The 14,353-nt window shown below is 71.4% G+C and carries 8 protein-coding genes; 1 reads left to right on the forward strand and 7 read right to left on the reverse strand.

All coding sequences use genetic code 11. From position 1 onward, the window contains the following. Positions 1-40 precede the first annotated feature (40 nt). Entirely contained in the window at positions 41-1,129 is a 1,089-nt protein-coding gene (trpS, locus tag ACIHCL_RS14980; RefSeq protein WP_399861875.1) for a tryptophan--tRNA ligase, read from the forward strand. Positions 1,130-1,211: 82 nt separating this feature from the next. Here trpS and ACIHCL_RS14985 read toward each other — a convergent pair whose 3' ends face one another. From ACIHCL_RS14985 to ACIHCL_RS15015, 7 genes are all read right to left on the reverse strand, one after another. Next, entirely contained in the window at positions 1,212-2,258 is a 1,047-nt protein-coding gene (locus tag ACIHCL_RS14985; protein ID WP_399861586.1) for a hypothetical protein, read from the reverse strand. Positions 2,259-2,816: 558 nt separating this feature from the next. Further along, positions 2,817-3,368 (reverse strand): NUDIX hydrolase, encoded by a 552-nt coding sequence (locus ACIHCL_RS14990; protein WP_399861589.1) that lies wholly within the window; start codon positions 3,366-3,368, stop codon positions 2,817-2,819. Between the two features lie 13 nt (positions 3,369-3,381). Continuing rightward, complete coding sequence (locus ACIHCL_RS14995; RefSeq protein WP_399861592.1) at positions 3,382-4,503, reverse strand: adenosylhomocysteinase; 1,122 nt, start codon at positions 4,501-4,503, stop codon at positions 3,382-3,384. 580 nt (positions 4,504-5,083) lie between these two features. Next, entirely contained in the window at positions 5,084-5,539 is a 456-nt protein-coding gene (locus ACIHCL_RS15000) for a hypothetical protein (RefSeq protein WP_399861594.1), read from the reverse strand. Positions 5,540-5,594: 55 nt separating this feature from the next. Further along, a complete protein-coding gene (locus ACIHCL_RS15005) occupies positions 5,595-6,824 on the reverse strand; it encodes a helix-turn-helix domain-containing protein (RefSeq protein ID WP_399861596.1) in 1,230 nt (409 codons plus the stop codon). Positions 6,825-7,083: 259 nt separating this feature from the next. Then, positions 7,084-9,138, reverse strand: a complete 2,055-nt coding sequence (locus tag ACIHCL_RS15010) for an NAD-binding protein (RefSeq protein WP_399861599.1) — start codon at positions 9,136-9,138, stop codon at positions 7,084-7,086. Between the two features lie 38 nt (positions 9,139-9,176). Then, positions 9,177-14,252, reverse strand: a complete 5,076-nt coding sequence (locus ACIHCL_RS15015) for a DNA repair ATPase (protein WP_399861601.1) — start codon at positions 14,250-14,252, stop codon at positions 9,177-9,179. Positions 14,253-14,353: the final 101 nt, after the last annotated feature.

Genomic DNA, 14,353 nt, shown 5'->3' on the forward strand with positions numbered 1-14,353 from the left:
ACACAGCCGGCACCCGCGAGGAGAGAGCCCCATGAACCCGATCACCGCACCCGCACCCGCCTCCGCAGCCGAGGCCGACATCGCGTCCCTCACCGACGACACCGCCCTGCGGCGCTCCGCCGAACTGGAGCGGCAGATCCGGCAGGCCCCTCGGCGCTTCCGGGTGATGACCGGGGACCGGCCCACCGGGCCGCTGCACCTCGGGCACTACTTCGGCACCCTTCACAACCGCGTGCGGCTCCAGGACCTCGGCGTGGACGTCTTCGTGATCATCGCCGACTACCAGGTGCTCACCGACCGGGACGTCGCCGACCGGCTCGACGAGTCCATGGAGGCGATGGTCCTGGACTACCTGGCCATCGGCATCGACCCCGAGCGCTCGACGGTCTTCAACCACAGTGCCGTGCCCGCGCTCAACCAGTTGATGCTGCCCTTCCTCAGCCTGGTCTCGGTGGCCGAGCTGAGCCGCAACCCCACCGTCAAGGACGAGATCGCGCACTCGCGGCAGTCGGCCGTGAGCGGGCTGATGTTCACGTACCCGGTGCACCAGGCCGCCGACATCCTGTTCTGCAAGGGCGATCTGGTGCCGGTCGGGCGGGACCAACTGCCACACCTCGAAGTGACGCGGACCATCGCCCGCCGCTTCAACGAGCGGTACGGGCAGGTCTTCCCGGAGCCGGACGCGCTGCTCTCCGCCGCGCCGCTGCTGCTCGGTACCGACGGCACCAAGATGAGCAAGAGCCGGGGCAACTCCATCGCTCTCGGCGCCACCGCCGATGAGACGGCGCGGCTGATCAAGGGCGCGAGAACGGACGCCGACCGGCACATCACGTACGAGCCGGAGACCCGGCCCGGCGTGTCCTCGCTCGTCCTGCTGGCCGCCCTCTGCCTGGACCGCGACCCGCACGAGGTGGCGGAGGAGATCGGCGACGGGGGTGCCGCCGCGCTCAAGCGGACCGTGACCGAGGCGGTCAACAGCCGGATGGCGCCCATCCGGGCCCGACGGGCCGAGTTTGCGCGGGACATGGGCTATGTGCGGTCCGTGCTGCGGGCCGGGAACGCGCGGGCCAACGAGATCGCCGGGGCCACGCTGGACGAGGTGCGGGGCGTGATGGGCGGGGTGCTGTAGCGGCTCACCCGCCATGGCCGTAACCGCCCCGCCTCTCCGCCGCCTCTCCGCCGCCTCTCCCCTGCCTCTCCCGGCCGCTCCGTCAGGGGCGGGGTTCCCGTAGTGCGGCGCGTACCAGGGCGCGGCCCCTGGTGGTCGTCTCCGCGCGGCGGGTGTCCTCGGCGTCGGCATCGGCGTCGGAACCGGTACGGGCACGGGGAGGGGTGTCGGGGCTGGTGGTGAGTGGGGGAGCGCAGTGGGAGCAGAGGCTTGTGGTGCGGGGGATGGGGTGGCCGCATTCCTCGCATTCGTCCCAGCGCGGCTTGCCCTTGCCCTTGTTCTTGTCCTGTCCGGGTTGTTTGGGTGTGGAACAGCCGGGGCTCGTGGCCTCGGAGGGCGGGGGGAGTTTTCTGGTCAGGCGGTCGCGCAGGAGTGCCGAGGTGGAGTGGATGCGGGCGGGTAATCCGCCCAGCAGGGCCCCGGTCAGGTCGCGTTGGTCGTAGCCGCGTTCCAGCCAGGTGGCGACCAGCGGTGCGAGGGCGAGTGCCTCGACCGTGCCCAGCCGCAGACGCGGTTCCGGACCGATCACCCGGAACAACGTGGCGACCGCCACCCCGTGCCCCTCGGCAGTCCGCTCGGCAGCCCTTTTGTCGGCGCGGCTCCGACCGGCCCCGGGTTCGTTCCCGGCATCGCTCTCTGGGCCGGGCCCGTCTCCGAAGGCCTCCATGACCGTGCGCGCCTCCCCGGCCGTACGTACGCCACCGGCCACGGGCGCCTCCGCCGCACTCGCCGTGTCCGCAGGAACCTCGGCCGCACCCGCAGGAGCGTCCGTCGCACCGACCATGGTCGGTCGCCGACGCCGGCCGGGGAGGGAGGGATTTTCCCTTCGGTCCTTTACGGGGTGGGAACCCGAATCCCCAGCAGTCGGCTCACCGGAACCCGGACAACCGGCACCCGGTACCACCTGGCACAACACACCCGAACCCGAACCCGCACCGGCGGTGGGCTGAGGGGTGTCGTAGACATGGGCCTCGCTGAAGAACGTCCCGTCCTCACGACGGAACTTGAGAACCCGGTAGTACCCGAAGGCCGTCAGCTCCCGCAGCGCCTTCGCCACCGCCGACCGGCCCTGCGGACTCGTATCGGCCATCCGTCGACCGTCCTCGGACCAACCGTCCGGACGGGAAAGAAGATCGGCAAGAAGGCCACGGGCGGTGTACGACAACCGCCGATCCTGCAACAACGTGTTGGGCAGGACCGTGAAACCGCGCGTGTGGCGGCTACGATGAATCTGCATGAGGAGGTCTGCTCCTTGTGCCAGACCCCGGGGCGTTGGCGCGCTGCCGGGGTCACCTTATTGAGTTCAGTGTCACTCAACGTACCACGCCCAGCACACAGCGAGACCGTACGCGCGGTATGCGGTCCAGGTGGGGCCGATCACAGTGGGTCCGTATCGCCTTCGCGCTGGTGGTCCGCGTCCTCGGGGGCAGGCCGTGCTCCGTCCTCGATCCCTCTCACGAGCAGGTCCCGGAGGGGCCTAGGACTGGCCTAGGACCGGACCACCCCTGATCGCTGTCCAGGCTGAGGGGCGGTCCGGTCTCCTGCTGTTGGCGCTCGTCGCTCGTCGCTCGTGGCACGAGCAGCGAGCGACGAGCACCGGGGAAGCTGTACCGCCGTCTCGCGGAACGATGGCTGTACGGCTGGCTTGTTACGGCCGTGTGGCGGCTGCCATCACCCGTGAGCGCAGAGGTTCGGTGGTCAGCATGTCCGCGAACTGCCAGGAGTAGTTGGTGACTTCTTCCTCTTGCAACTCGACCGCATCGACGGTGGTCCGGAACAGGAAGCGGAAGTCGAAGTGCAGGTGCTCGGGCTCGCCCTTGGCGTCGTTCGCCGGGATCGAGTGAACGTCGATGTGCAGAGGCACGTCACCGCTCGGCTTGACCCGGTCTTCGCTGATGCCGGTTTCCTCGGCCAGTTCGCGCAGGGCGGCATCCTGAAGGGTCGCGTCGCCCGGCTCGACGTGTCCGCCGGGCAGCAACCACTTGCGCAGTGCCCGGTGCTCGATGGTGAGGACGCGTCCGTCCGGGCGGACCAGGGCGGTACCGGCGGTGACGTGTCCGCGGAACTCCTTGCGAGAGGCGATCGTGTCGCCAGCCTGCGCGATGGCCTCGGACAGGGCCGAGAGAGCGTCCTTCTCATCCGGGTGGTCGGCCAGGTAAGCAGCGACGGTGTCGCTCACGTGCTGCGCGGTGATAGGCATGGGGTTGCTTCTCCTAGCGGTTGAAGTAGTTCAGCCACGTTCCGGCGATGGCCGCGCGGTCGGTGGCGTCGACCTCGTGCATACCGGGACCGAGGTTGCCGCGGGCCAGGTTTCGGACGCCCGCGAGTATCTCGGCCTGAACGAGGTAGATGAACGGGCCGACGCTGGCGCCGTGCAGGAAGTTGACGGCGTTGCCGCCGTTGAGCAGGTAGAAGTAGTGCCCCGTCGTCTGGTAGCGCGTGATGTGCTCTCCGTTCGGAGTCCGCTGGTACACGTCGGGTAGACCGGCCAGGTCGAGTTCGTCTTCGCTGCTGGTGACCGTGGCGACGTAGGCGCCGTTCCGCAGGGCCGAGAAGTCTTCTCCCCGAAGCGCCACGGCACCGGTCGCGCAGAGGATCAGACCAGCCCCGTGCAAGGCGGTGTCGCGGTCCCTGGCAACGGTGAAGCCCTGCGAGAGCGCTTGTGTGCGGCGTACGGGGTCGAGGTCGTAGACGGTGACCTGTACGCCCTTGGCGTGCAGCAGACGGGCGATGCTGGAGCCGAGTTTGCCGAAGCCGATCACGAGGGCCGGGCGGCCGTGCAGGATGTCCCCACGGCTGCGCATCAGGGCTTCCGTCGAGAAGACCACTGACTGACCCACCAAGAAGTCTTCGGGGTCCTTCAGCGGGGAGCGGGCGACGGAGACGACCGGACAGGGCAGCTTCTCCGCGTTGGCGTACCGCTTATGTCCGTTCTCCGTGTCTTCGACAACGCCCAGGACGCGACCCGAAAAGCGTTCGCACAGGGCGTCAAGGGCCGGCGCGAAGTACCCACCGACGTCGAGCAGCACGACGGCTTCACCACCGGCCCGCGACTCGACGTAGTCGATCGCGCTGTCAGCGTTCTCGAACAGGTCCCGTGAGAGGGCGTCGCACTGCGTCGTCTTCTCGATCTCACGGCGGGCGGTGAGGTCGACGGACTTGGGCTTGGGCAGTACGGCCCGCAGCTTGGCGCTGATGCCTACAGCACGCACGAACGCGGGCCGCTCGGGCAGCAGGTGTGTGATCAGGAAGGCCGACGGTCTTTCCGCCGGGACGAAGGTCTCCGCCACACGCGCGAAGTACGAATCGAGACGTGCACGCTCGAACTGTTCCACAGGCTCACTTCCCTTGGTTGGGCGGTAAGGCTCAGGACAGGTGGTGAACTCGCCCCCGTGTCGGGGAGAGGGGGAGCGAGGAGGCGGGAGTCTTCGGGGGGTGCGCCGTCCTTGGGGTCTCCGGTGACGGCCCGTCCCCGCCGGGGAGCGGGGTGGGCGCCGGGCTTGTGGCGGTGCCTGTCGGCGGGTGGGTGGCGGATACACCGGAGGGAGTACCGGGCGTCGTAGTCCGTCACGGCGAACCCGACGGCGCGGCCTGCGGCGAGGGCGCGTATTGCGTGCTCGTACGCCAGGTCACTGCTGGCCCATGCCCGCAGCTCGGCGTCAGGGCGAGGCATGTCCGGCTCTGCGGTGGTGAGCGGCGCATCCCGGAGGAACATGGCTCCGGGGTCCGGGCACAACAGGCGGGCGAGGTGAAGTGCTTCGGCGCGTAGCCAGCGGGCGGCGAGACGGGGGGAACGGCCGCGGTAGGTGGCGAGCAGGATTTCGCGGGTGCCGCTGAGGTCGTGGGCGGTCGTCTCACAGCGGAAGGCGATGGGCGACCGCATCGGGATGCGTGCAGAGGCCGACGGAGCGAGCGTCAGCACGGCCGGGGTGACCTTTCGTGCTCCTGAGTCGATTCCTGCGCCTCGATTAAATGGTCGAACTGCATGTAGTACAGCTCGACTTGCAGCGCGGTGAGCACGAGCAGCGTCTCGCAGACGCTGCCGTCCTCATAGTGCACGGTGACCGGCACTGCGGCCTGCTGGGCGCGGTGGTCGTATACGGCATCCCGCTTCATGGGGGTGACGTGTGTGACCGGGACGGGCACGGGGCGCAGCGTCCTGCCGTCGGACCTGGCCCGCCAGTCTTCACCACCGCCGGCAGGACGCAGTTGGTACGACGCCGAGATGTCACTCGGCAGAGCGACAACCACCCCGATCTTCCCGCCCTTGGCCAGGTCGAGAGCGAGGTCGCCGAGGCGGGGAAGGAACGGGGTGCCAGGGGTTAACTCGGCGCCCCGCATGGAGAGTTGCCGCGAGGTCTGTTCGGCCATATCCCGAAGCTATGAAGATACCCGGGGCCCAATATGAACCGCAGGAATACGACCCTCATCCGTCGAGGTGGAAGCGGTCCGACATGCGGCGCAGCTTTTCACGGGTGCTCGCCCGTTCGGCGTACACGATGCTGCGCAGGGTTGACCGTGCGATGGGGTGATTGCGGATGAGTTGGGGTGCGATGCGCTCGGCCGTCTCTAGTTCCTTCAGCGCCTTGTCACGGTTCCCATCCCACAGCCAAGCGCGGGCCAGGTCCATGTGGTGGTGTCCCTGACGGGAGTTGGGAAGCGATTCGATCAGCTCCTTATCCGTGCGCCGATTTATTGACAGCGCCTCTCGTTGCTCATGCACCTCCAGAGCGACGCTGATTGCGTGGATCTGCACGTTGCCCGGCGAGAAGGTCAGGCTGTGGCGGTCGTAGACCGGAGGGTCGACGGTCTCCGTCATCCGCTTGGCCGCACCCCGCGCGTGCCTGATCCGGTCCTTTGCTTCGGCCTTGCGACCGCTCCGCGCAGCCGAGACAGCCGCGCGCAGTTGTAGTGACCCCCACGCCCGCACGGCCAGCGGCTCGCCCTGCTCGTACGCCTGCTGCACGGAGCCAATCGCCTTGTCCGACAGCGTCATGGCGTCGTCCCAGTCCGCCGTGGCCCACATGTCCCAGACACGCATCCAGTCGGCGACGGCCGGCATGACGGAGTCGCCGGACAGCCGGGCAGACCACGCGGCCCGCTCACACGCCATGGCGATCAGCTCAGGGTGTCCGAGGGCGTGCGCGGAGGTGTGGGCGAACTTGCAGCACACGGCGTAGATGGCGAACGCCTCTTCCCGCTCGTGCCCCGTGGACACTTCGGCAAGGGCGCGTGCCTCACGGAACAGGTCGGGGAGAACTTCCGTGATCGCCACGTTGGCCGCGGCGTCGCGCAGGCGGTGAAGGCGAGTGGTTTCCTGCCAGAGCCGGCGCGCGGGTCGGGGTGTGCCGTCGAAGACGGGGGCGAGGTCGTAGCGGCGTAGCTCGCGCATGATGGCTGCGGCGGAGACCTGCCACTGATTCTCCGCCGGGGAGCTGTTGTACGGTCGCCCGATCAGGTCGTTCGGGTGTACGTGCAGCTCCGAGGCAAGCAGATTGAGCAGGCCGACACGGTCCAGCTCGATGTGTCCGCGTTCCATCTTCGAGACCCATCCCTGCGTCTTGCCGAGAGCGGCAGCGAGGTCGGCCTGAGTCATGCCGAGGCGGAGCCGTGCGCGGCGTGCGCGACGGCCGATCTCTTCGGCTTCTTCCAGCATCAGCGCGACCCCCTGTAGGTGAGGCGCCGGCGGTTCAGCGGGCGGTGAGGCATCATGCTCCATCCGTCGAGGCTTCTGCCCTTGACGGTACCCAGGCCGCGCCCTGTGTGTGGAGTGCTGAGCTTCGCGCGGACCTGCTGCGGCGATGTGCGCCGGACTCCATGAGGACCCGCCCAGCTCCTTCCGGCTGGGTGGTCCGCACGGAGAGCGTGGGGCATCGCTCGTTCCCGCCGCCGACCTGCCACGGCCCGGCGCCCCGCTAGGGCCGTACCGACGACACCCGGCGTCTGCGCAGCAGTTCGGCCAGGCCGCGCCGGGTCGCCGCGATCACCACGCGGTCCTCCGGGCGCAGGACGTACCCCGGACGCAGGTCCCACACCAGGCCCGACGGGTGGTCCGGGCCATCGGCAAAGGGGGCGGTCAGGTCCGGGCGGCGGTCCTCCGGCGGGGTGGCGTCCAGGGCCAGCACCCGCCAGGCACCCGCCTGGAACGCATGCTCGACCGTGCGGCCCTCCAGTTGCGGATGTCCCGCCACCTCGACCGCGGCGAACAGCATCACCTTCCGCTCCACCGGTATGGCGCCCAGGATCTGGCGGCCCATCATGGCGACCGCGAAGGACGGGGCGGCCAGGTGCGAGACGGACCGGGAACGGGTCACCGCCTGGGGGTGGGCGGTGCGCAGGGTGCGGTAGACCGCGGTCGCGAACTCGTCGTCGAACAGGCGCAGCGCCACCCGCAGGTCCGGCTTGACCGAGCGGGCGTAGAGGGCGGCCTCCAGGTTCGTGGTGTCGATGCTGGTCAGCGCCAGCAGGGCGCGGGCGCGGTGGATCTTCGCCCCCTCCAGCACGCCTTCCTGTGTGACGTCGCCGATGACCACCGGTACGTGCAGCCGCCGCGCCACGGGGATGCCCCGCGCGTCCGGGTCGTCCTCCACGCACACCACGGGGACGCCCATCTCGCGGAGCTGGACGAGGACCCGCGTTCCGATCTTGCCCAGGCCCAGCAGCACCACATGGCCGGACAGCCCCCGGGGCGGGCGGCGCAGCGACGACACCGTGCGCAGCGAGCCGAAAGCTTCCAGCACGGCCGCCACGAGCAGCGGGAGCAGCATCAACCCGGCTACACCGGACAGGAGTTGGATGATCTTACGGGCCGTCTCCTCGTCGGTCGCCGGGTCGCCCATGGCGAACAGGTCCAGCAGGGTCAGGTAGGCGGCGTGCAGCGGGGTGTCATCGGTGGTGAGCGTCAGGGCGATGGCCAGGGCGACGACACAGAGGCCGACACCCAGCGCGGACCAGCGCAGCCGTCGCGAGAAGATCCGGCCCAGCGGTGCGCCCCTGCCCGCCATCCGGGGCGGGGGCGCGTCGGGGTCGGCCCGGCTCACCGTCTCCAGCACGATCGTTCCGCGTCCCGTCGCGTCCGCCACCTGCCGCTCGTCCGGGAGGAGTTGGGGACCTTCGGCGCCGCTGCTGTCGGAACCCTCGGCACCCGCCGGGTCGTGGGTGGTGGAGGACAGCAGGGCGAGGGTGCACAGGCCGGGGTCGGCGACCCGGCCGTCCTCGGGCGGGGTGCGCTCGGCGGCGCGCAGCAGCAGGCCCTCCGCCTGGATCACCTTGCTGGAGCCGGTGAGCACGGTCGCGGCGAGGGCGGGTGCGGCGGTGTCGGCATCGGACAGCACGGTGGTGGAGGCGTCCAGCGCCGCCGGGTCGCGGCCGGGGGCGGCGACGGCGGCGGCCTGGTCGAGGAGCGTCGCCAGATGCTGGCCCAGCTTCCGGTTGTAGAGCCGGATCACCAGCCGCAGGCGGGGGTTGAGGCGGCGGGCGGTCAGCGCGGCGCGGATGTTGCGTTCGTCGTCCTCGTAGACCAGGGCCAGTGCGGCGGCCGATTCGACGTCCGCCTCTTCGAGTGCCTCGTCGGAGGGCTCGGCGGCCTCCAGGATGCGTACGGCCTCGACGCCCGCGTTGGTGTCGGAGCCGTCCAGGGTGATCACGCCGGAGCCGTCGCTGTCGCCGCCCGAGGCGGCCCCGCCGTGACCGCCGAAGCCGTACCCGCCGCCGTTCCCGCCCAGGTTGCGGTTCATCGCCGCCGACATCCGCCCGAACAGGGTGGCGGCCCGCCCCCGTCCCGTCAGCGGCAGTTCCGGGCGGCGCGCGTCGCGTCCGGGCGGGAGCAGCAGCGTGACCCGCTCCCCGTACACGTACCGCAGTTCCACCGCTAATCTGCGGGCGAGCGCGTCGTCGCCGCAGACGACCATGTGGCCGCCGGAGGAGGTGCGTTGGGGCTGCTGCGGAAGTGTGGACACGTGACCCAGCATGCCGTGCGCACCTCCGTTGTTCGACCGGTTCGGGCAGGTCAGTGATCTCCGTGTGGCATCGGTGGGTGATCGTTGAGGGGCGCGGGGCGCGGCGCGGCGGGGGGAGCCGCGTGCCGGGCCGTCGGGTTGGTGAGGACATGGCGCGGGTCGGCGACCCGGACGATCGCCGATTCCACCGCTGCGATCCGCTCCGCGAGCAGCCCCAGCGCGGCGACGGCCCGCCCCAGGGGGTCGTCGTCCGCGGCGCCGAGCGTCTGCGTGCGCACGTAGGAGGCGGTGATCTCGGCCCAGCGCGCGGCCTGTTCGCCGGTGAGCAGACCGCGCAGTGCGGCGAGCTTCAGCAGGTTGGCCTCGGCGCCCGTGGTGAGCGTCTGCGCCTCGCCGGTGTAGTGGTCGCCGATGACCGCCGACAGTTCGGCCGCGTTCATCACCGGCACGATCCGTTCGGCGATCTTGTTCATGTTGCGGTACGAGCCCTGGAGGCGGAAGGGCGGCTCGGTGCGCGACTCGTCGGTCTGCGCGGCGGAGGCGATGTACGCGCCGTTCACGGCCAGCACCGTGTCCCGGGCGGTCAGCAGATGGCGCAGCACCGCCGTGATCCGCTCCACTTCGGCGGGCGCGTACGGGTGGTCGAGCCGGTCCGGGCGGGCGGCCGGGTCGCCGGAGGCGAGGCGCACGAACAGCGCCAGGTCCTCGCGGGACCGCCCGGCGAGCGGGGCCAGTACCGGGTTGGCGGTCAGCGCGTTCTCGACGAAGCTCAGCGCGAAGACGTCCTCGCGGCCGGTCAGCACCTCGCCGAGGTTCCACACGTCGGCCCGGTTGGCGAGCATGTCGGGGATCTGGAACCTGGCCCCCGACTCGGTGTACGGGTTGCCCGCCATGCACACCGCGAACCGCTTGCCCCGCAGGTCGTAGGTGCGCGACTCGCCGTCTCGCACGCCCTCGATGCGTCGGGTGGCATCGCAGAGCGGGATGAACTTCTGGAGCAGTTCGGGAGAGGTGTGCTGGATGTCGTCCAGGTACAGCAGCGTGTTGTTGCCCGCCTCCAGCGCGAAGTTGATCTTCTCGACCTCCTGGCGGGCGGTCGCGGTGGGCGCCTGCGCCGGGTCGAGGGAGGTCACGTCGTGGCCGAGGTTCGGTCCGCTGACCTTGACGAGGACGAGCCCGAGGCGGTCGGCGACGTACTCCATGAGCGTCGTCTTGCCGTAGCCGGGCGGCGACACGAGCAGCAGCAGGCCCTGCGAGTCGGTGCGCCGGTCGGCGTCGGCGGTGCCGAGCTGCTTGGCGAGGCTGTCGCCGATCAGCGGCAGGTACACCTCGTCCAGCAGCCGGTTGCGGACGAAGGCCGACATGACGCGCGGGCGGTGGTCGTCGAGCCGCAGCCGGGCGCGCTCGGCCGTCACGAGCTCGGTGCGCAGACGCTGGTAGGCGCGGAAGCCGGGGACGGTCTCGGTGCGGAACTCGGCGGTGCGGGCGAGGAATTCGTCCAGCCGCAGGGTCATCCGGCCCCGGTCGACGCGCGGGTGGTTGCCGAGCAGCCCGTCCACGGTGGTGGTGAGCGGGGCCGCGCAGTCGTACCGGTCGAGCACCGATTCGGGGCACAGCTCCACGGCGACCGCCTCCGCGAGGTCGCCCGGCTCGACGCCGGTGCCGCTCGCCGCCGCGTATGAGGCGAGCCAGCCCTCGGCCAGCTGGCGGCGGGCCGGGAGGTCGTCGCGGAGGGCGGCCAGGTCCTCGTCGTAGGCCGAGGACCCGGTGGCGCGGCGGAACTTCTCCAGGAACGTGCGGACGGCGGCGCTGGTGACGAAGCCGTCGGGGCCGCTGGTCAGCTCCTCGAAGAGGTACGCGGCGACGGCCCGCGGATCGGCTTCCCCGTCCCCGGGCCCGCCGTCGGGGCCGGTGGCCGTGCCGTGGCGGCGGTCGCCGGGACGGGACTCCTCCCGGATACTGTCCGCCCACTCCTCCTGGAGCGCGGTCACGGCGGGTGCGAGCCCGAAGGTCTCGCGGGCGCGGGCCAGCGACACCGCCCGCCGGGTCCACGAGGCACGCCGGGCCTCGTCCGCCCGGTACGCCCAGAACAGCTGGGCCGCCGCCCGCACGGCGGGCGGGAAGTGCAGCAGACCGGCCCCGGGGAGGAGTTCGAGCAGGGCGGTGAGGATCGCCTTCGCGTCCTCGTCGTGCACTCCGCGCTGATGCCCCTCGTCGTACGCGGCGGCTGCGGATTCCCGTACCAGAGCGGCGAGTTCGGCCGGGTCCAGGGCGGCGAGGGAGTCCGCGCCGTGCTCGTCGAGGAGCCGCGCGGCCAGGTGCTCGGCGCGGTAGACGCGCGGCGACTCGGAGGGCAGCGTCTGGTCCCAGTACGCGCGGGTCGCCGCGAACTCGGGGGCGGTGACCGGTGACCGGTAGTCGGTGCCGGTCAGCGCGAAGGCCAGGCCCTCCCCGTGCGGGACGAGCGTCAGGTCGAACGGCTGGGTGTTCACCGCGAACCGGTGCCGGCCCAGCCGGATCGCGGACCCGCCGTCCGCGTACAGCTCGCTCCGGTCGCGCAGGGCCCGGCCGGCCTCCTGGCGGGCGGCCAGCAGGCGCCCGTCCAGCTCCTCGGCGCGTACCGGATCGCCCAGTTCCCGCAGTTCGTCCGCGGTGCGGCGGATCTTCGCCACCATCGGGTCGGAGGCGAAGTAGGTGTGGATGGCGTCCGGGTCGGGCAGCGCGGACACCCGCCGCGACACGGTCTCCAGGACCCGGGCGGCCGAGTCCGCCAGCCGCTCGGCCCGGCGGGCCCGCGCGTCCTGCAGGGCCTGCTTGCGGGCCGAGAACGCCTCGTACACCTCGGCACGCCGCTCGGCCAGTTGGGCGAGGAAGTCGTCGAACTCCGCGAACCGCGACTCCAGGTTCTCCAACTGGAGGAGCAATCGGGACAGTTGGTCGTCGCAGGCGTCGGGGGTGTCAGCGGCGGCCAGGGCCCCGGTGACGGCCTGCCCGAGCAGCGCGAACTCGGCGGCGAACTCGGCCCGGCCCTCGTGGTCCAGGAGTTCGCGGCGGCGCGCGTCGAGGGTGGCGCGGGCCCGGTTGACCTCGCCGAGCACCTCCGCGATCCGCTCCAGGATCGACGTACGGACCGTGGTGTCACCGATCTCCAGCCCGGCGACGACGTCCGTGACGGTGCTCAGGCCCTCCGTCATCCCGGTCAGCCGGTCGCCGAGCGCCGCGGCGTCGACGACGGTGGCCAGCGCGGACGCCTCGTCGGTCAGCCGGGCGATGTCGGCGTGGTAGTCGGCGAACGCGTCGTCCCGGCCGAGGAACGCGACGGCGCGCCGTCCGGCCGACTCGACGTCGTCGGCGGTGGCGGCGGTCAGTTCGGCGATCCGCTCGGTGTCCGCGTACCGCATCTCGGCGAGCGTCGCCAGATGCCCGTGCGCGCGCCGGAGTTCGGTGAGCTGCCCCACCCAGTCGGCGGCCGTGCGCGGGGCCTCGCCGCGCACGCGGCGAACCAGTGCGGTGATCCGGGCGGTGGTCTCGGTGAGGGCGTCGGCGGCCTGCCGGGTCAGCTCCCGCACGGTCTCGAACTCGCCGATGATCTGCTGCGCGGTCTCCCGCAGCTCGGCCAACGGGACGGCGATATCGCCCAGTTCGGGGTCGTCGAGCCAGTGGTAGCGGTCGGTGGTGCGGGTGCAGTCGGCGACCAGTGCCGCGTAGACGGCGGCGGTCGGGGTCGTCTCGGTGGCGCTGTGCGCCAGCGCCAGCAGATCGGAGATGCCGCGCACCAGATCGGCGTTGCCGATCCGGGCGAGCGGGCCCGTCCCGGTGGGGCGGGAGGCGGCGTACGTGTCGGCGACGTACGGGGTCCGCCAGCGCTGCACGGGGTGGACCCGGGCCGGTTCGTCGCTCCCGGCACCGGCCTTCAGCAGGACCAGCGTCCCGTCGTCGAGCAGGGCGTGGCCCCGCCCCTGGAGCGGGGTGTCGACCTCCTGCCGGATCAGGTTGTAGGGCAGGAGCAGGCTGCGGCCGTCGTCGGGGGAGCGGAAGACGTAGAGGACGTCCTCCCCGTTCGGGGAGCGGACCGCGCCCTCGAAGACCGGGTCGGTGAGCGGTTCGGCGATGTCGAAGGTCTTCGCGGTCCCGGTGGTGAGGTAGTAGCCGCCGGGGAAGATGATCCCCTGGTCCTCCGGGAGCCGGTGGCACGCGGGCCCGATGCCGTCGAGCCGCGTCACGACGCCGAGCAGCGAGTTGTAGACCAGGTACCGCCAGTTCTCCTCGTTGTACGGGCGCACGCGGAGCAGGACCAGCGGTCCGATGGCCGCGTGCTCGACATCGGCGTCGGCGAGGGACTGGAGGGGTGCGGCGACCGGCTCCTCGTAGATGCCGTCGGGGCTGTCGGTGTCGTTGACCGTCTTGATGGTGAGGGTGCCGCCGAGGGTGTCGACGAAGAGCACGCCCCCGTCCGGGTTGTCCGGGTCGCCGCCGATGGCGATGTGCGGGTGACGGCCCGGGACATGGGACTCGCGGCCCGCCACGGTCCAGGTGAAGTCGTGCGACGGCGGGAAGACGTGGTCGCGGTCGCCGCGCGCGTCGAGGAAGGCGCCGGGCGAGCCGTCCGCGCCCAGCGCCCAGCGCAGCACCCGGACCCCGTCGGCGTTCTCGCCGGTGCGGAAGACGGCGAGCAGCTTCCCTTCCACCCGGCGCAGCCGCAGCAGACGGGCGTCGCGGTAGTAGCGGTGCAGGGTGCCGAACTCGCGGACGAACGCCTCGTCGTCGAGCAGGCCGCCGTGCCCCGGGTACGGGTCCGGCTCGGCCAACTCCGGCCCGTACAGGGCGAGGACGTCGTTCACCTCGACCGGGTCCGCCGCCCCGGGGCCCCGTTCGAAGCCGAAGAGCAACCGCCCGCCCACGGCCACCAGGTCGCGGGGCACGCATGCCTGGGCGGTGTGGATCCGCTCGGTGCCGGTGAGGCGGAGTTCGGTCGAGCCGAACTCCTCGGTGCGGCGGGCGTTGAGCGCCTCGGAGCGGGCCGCGACTTCGGCGGCCCGGTCGTGGAGCCGGCGGCGCAGCACGTCGTACGTTCCCGCGTCCACGGGGCCGCCGGCGGACGGTGCGGTCGTGGTGTCGGTGTCCATGCGTGCGGCTTTCTGTGAGGTGTGCGGTGCGGGCGCCTGTGGGGCGGGCGGCGGTTCTGTGGTGCGGGGCGCCCGGGTGTGATTTCGGGTCCGGCGCGGCC

This window comes from Streptomyces sp. NPDC052042 (assembly GCF_044548345.1).
Taxonomy (GTDB): Bacteria; Actinomycetota; Actinomycetes; order Streptomycetales; family Streptomycetaceae; genus Streptomyces.

Coding starts and splice junctions, on each gene's coding strand:
- ACIHCL_RS14985 (WP_399861586.1), bottom strand. CDS start 2,258: ATGGCCGATACGAGTCCGCAGGGCCGGTCGGCGGTGGCGAAGGCGCTG.
- ACIHCL_RS14990 (WP_399861589.1), bottom strand. CDS start 3,368: ATGCCTATCACCGCGCAGCACGTGAGCGACACCGTCGCTGCTTACCTG.
- ACIHCL_RS15000 (WP_399861594.1), bottom strand. CDS start 5,539: ATGGCCGAACAGACCTCGCGGCAACTCTCCATGCGGGGCGCCGAGTTA.
- ACIHCL_RS15005 (WP_399861596.1), bottom strand. CDS start 6,824: ATGCTGGAAGAAGCCGAAGAGATCGGCCGTCGCGCACGCCGCGCACGG.
- ACIHCL_RS15010 (WP_399861599.1), bottom strand. CDS start 9,138: ATGCTGGGTCACGTGTCCACACTTCCGCAGCAGCCCCAACGCACCTCC.
- ACIHCL_RS15015 (WP_399861601.1), bottom strand. CDS start 14,252: ATGGACACCGACACCACGACCGCACCGTCCGCCGGCGGCCCCGTGGAC.